We start from the raw sequence: 3,090 nt of genomic DNA on the forward strand, positions 1-3,090 counted from the left end.
AAGAACAAACGGCAAAGTCTATGTGGACTTTAAACCCTATTCCATGCTGGGCGGTGAGGTGGAAGTACTAAACATGGTTCAGATGGGTGCTGTTCAAGGTATGGGAGTCAGCTCTGTGGCTGCAACCAACCTGGGCCCAAGATTTGGAATCGTGAATTTGCCTTTCCTTGTGAATTCTTTTGAAAATCTTGATAAATTTATCAACAATAAAAAGATTTTTAATCATTTTTTAAATGCAATGGATCATCAGGGGATTACCGGGCTTGATATTACAGGCTATGGAAACTATGGCTGGGCAACCACCATTCCCGTTAGAAATATTACAGATGCCAAAAAGGTAAAGTTCAGGATTGCAGAAGCCGCTGTTAATCAGTTAAGTTACAGGAATTGGGGATTCAATCCTGTTTCCATGCCGTGGCCTGATGTACCGGTTGCGCTCAAACAGGGTGTTATCACAGGTCTTGATCATACGCTCACCGTTTGCAATGTAACAAAGAAATTTGAAGTGGCCAAGTATTTTACCCAGATCAACTATGCCCAGGGGCTTTTTATCTGGATTTTTAACAAAGCCTGGCTTGCAAAGCTTCCCGCTGACATAAGAGGTGCTTTTATTGCCAGTGTTCATGATGTCTGTGCAAAAAGCAGGGTGAAATCACTCACAGAAGAAAATACCAATATCGCAAAAGCAAAAACAGCCGGTGTTGAATTTTTTCAACTTTCTGATTCAGATATGGCAACTTTGCTGAAACAGAGCAAGGGAACATATGATAAATATGCCCCTGAAATTAACAAACTTTATCCTGGTGATACTTACAAACCGGATAATTTCTTAAAAGAAGTTCAGGGATTGCTACAATAATTTGATTGTTGATTGATAACAAACGCTAAATAGGACTTGGTTTATGCTTGGGAAATTTTTTAAAAAATTAGACACCATTGTCTCCAATATTGAAGAGTGGACCCTTTTTATTATTGTAATAGTAGCTCTTTTATCTCTTTTTGCCAACGTTATTTTAAGGTATGGGTTTAACTATACCCTTGCCTGGAGTGAAGAGTTGGTGCGTATTGTCATTATTTACTCAACATTTGTGGGTGCCAGTGTGGCGATCAAGCAAAGGGCGATGATCAAAATTGATGCAGTTGTTCAGATTTTTCCCAGGCTTAAACCAGGATTGACATTTTATTCCAATATCCTGATGCTTGTTTTTACCGGCATGATGGTTTTCTATGGGTATAAAATGACCCACCTTCAGTATATGACAAGCCAGAAAACAATCATCATGCAGATTCCGCTTGTGGTAATATATTCCATCATGCCTGTAATGGGCGTGATGGTATTTTTCAGAACTGTTCAGGTGATGATTCAAGATATTCAAACCGGATATCCCAAATAGATAAAAGGGTTTATTTCCATGCAGATTAGTGATTTGATTATTCTATGTATTCTCCTGGGTTTTATGACAACATATATACCTGTTTTTTTATGTCTGTTTTTTACAGCAACTATCGGGTTTGTCGTATTCCTTGATATTCCTCCCGCTCTGTTGGCACAGACGCTTTTTCGAAGCCTTGATAATTTTTCGCTTGTGGTTGTTCTGTTCTTTATCCTTTGCGGTAATATCATGACCAAAGGGAAAATGGTTGAAAAATTGATCAACCTTGCCAATGCCTTGGTCAGCTGGCTGCCGGGCGGCTTAGGCATGGCCGGTGTCATCGGCTGCGGCCTGTTTGGTGCCATTTCAGGATCTACGGTTGCAACCGTGGTTGCCCTGGGCGGTTTTATGATTCCTGCATTGATAAAGAACGGATATGATGAAGATTATACCCTGGGGCTGATGACCACCTCTCCAAATTTGGGTGTGATCATCCCGCCCAGTATCAGCATGATTTTTTATTCCATGATCAGCAATGTCTCTCTGGAAGGCCTTTTTATTACAGGATTTGTTCCCGGGATATTGATCATTCTATGTGTTTGTTTTTACTCATGGCTTCTTTACAGAAAGCGGACTGATATCAAGCGGCTTCCTGCACCTGATTTTAAACAGCTCTACCATATATTGAAAGAAGGTTTCTGGGCGGTTATGCTGATCGTGATCATATTCGGCGGTATATTTTCAGGTGTTTTCACTGCAAATGAAGCAGCGGTTGTGGCAAGTGTTTATGCATTTGCCGTGGAATTGTTCATTTATAAGTCCATGAATTTTATAGACGTTAAGAATGTCACGGTTTCTTCAGCGGTCACCAGTGCAACACTTTTATTGATTGTGGCGTCGGCCACATGTTTTGGAAGATATCTCACCTTTGAGAATATTCCCAACAGGGTTGCAGAAATTGTTGTGGCAAATATTGATTCACCCATTGTCTTTTTACTGGCCATGAACATCCTGCTGCTTATTATCGGCATGTTCATGGATATTATTTCAGCGACATTGATATTGGGTCCTGTATTTCTGCCATTGCTGGGTCCCTTTAATGTAGATCCAATGCATTTCGGGCTCATTATGACTGTAAACCTTGCCATTGGATATTGTACACCACCCATGGGCGTCAGTCTGTTTATTACGGGGGCACTCGCCAAGCGGGATATCATCTATGTCTCAAGGGCAGTAATGCCATTTTTGCTTATTCAAATAGGGGTACTTTTCTTTTTGACATATTTCCCGGAAGTTGTACTCTTTTTGCCCAGGCTTTTTGGATACCTGTAGAAAAAACAAAAGGTTATATTCATTGTCTAACAAAATAGCCGGGATTACAGGAAATTGACTTCCTGCAATCCCTGTTTTTTATTTATTTTATGGGGTTATATCCCTTTATCGATAATATTTTTATCGTGCAGCAATCTTTCCTGGATACCCCTTGAAACTTCCCAGTCTTTCTCAAAATCATTCCAGAAATCTTTGTCGTCATCTTTCCAGTCTTTCCCAAAGCGCAGGTTAAAATGGTTCCCCAGTTTTTTAAATAAAAGTTTCCAGGTGGGTTTGCCGTCGTTATGTGCGCCTAAAAGTTCATTAAGCAATGAATCAAGCTCACTTAAATGTTCTTTGGAAAGATAGGAAATAGCTCCCTTTTTAATGGACTGCATCAGGGATT

At 40.2% G+C, this 3,090-nt stretch carries 3 protein-coding genes and 1 pseudogene; 3 read left to right on the forward strand and 1 reads right to left on the reverse strand.

Annotated elements, in window-relative coordinates; genetic code table 11:
* The 3 genes from K8S13_RS24530 to K8S13_RS24540 all read left to right on the forward strand — a co-directional run.
* On the forward strand, positions 1-859 hold an 859-nt coding region (locus tag K8S13_RS24530; RefSeq protein ID WP_291466357.1), incomplete at its 5' end, for a TRAP transporter substrate-binding protein.
* A gap of 43 nt (positions 860-902) precedes the next feature.
* Positions 903-1,394: a TRAP transporter small permease gene (locus K8S13_RS24535; RefSeq protein ID WP_291466358.1), complete on the forward strand. Its 492-nt coding sequence runs from the start codon at positions 903-905 to the stop codon at positions 1,392-1,394.
* Positions 1,395-1,412: 18 nt separating this feature from the next.
* On the forward strand, positions 1,413-2,705 hold the full coding sequence (locus K8S13_RS24540; RefSeq protein ID WP_291466359.1) for a TRAP transporter large permease: 1,293 nt from the start codon (positions 1,413-1,415) through the stop codon (positions 2,703-2,705).
* Positions 2,706-2,800: 95 nt separating this feature from the next.
* Here K8S13_RS24540 and K8S13_RS24545 read toward each other — a convergent pair.
* Positions 2,801-3,090: pseudogene (locus tag K8S13_RS24545) on the reverse strand (response regulator); the annotation flags it as partial.

The sequence above is a fragment of the Desulfobacula sp. genome (genome assembly GCF_021107415.1).

What these genes read in the sequence shown, in the direction of transcription:
- K8S13_RS24535 (WP_291466358.1), top strand. Translation starts at nt 903, where the DNA reads ATGCTTGGGAAATTTTTTAAAAAATTAGACACCATTGTCTCCAATATT.
- K8S13_RS24540 (WP_291466359.1), top strand. Translation starts at nt 1,413, where the DNA reads ATGCAGATTAGTGATTTGATTATTCTATGTATTCTCCTGGGTTTTATG.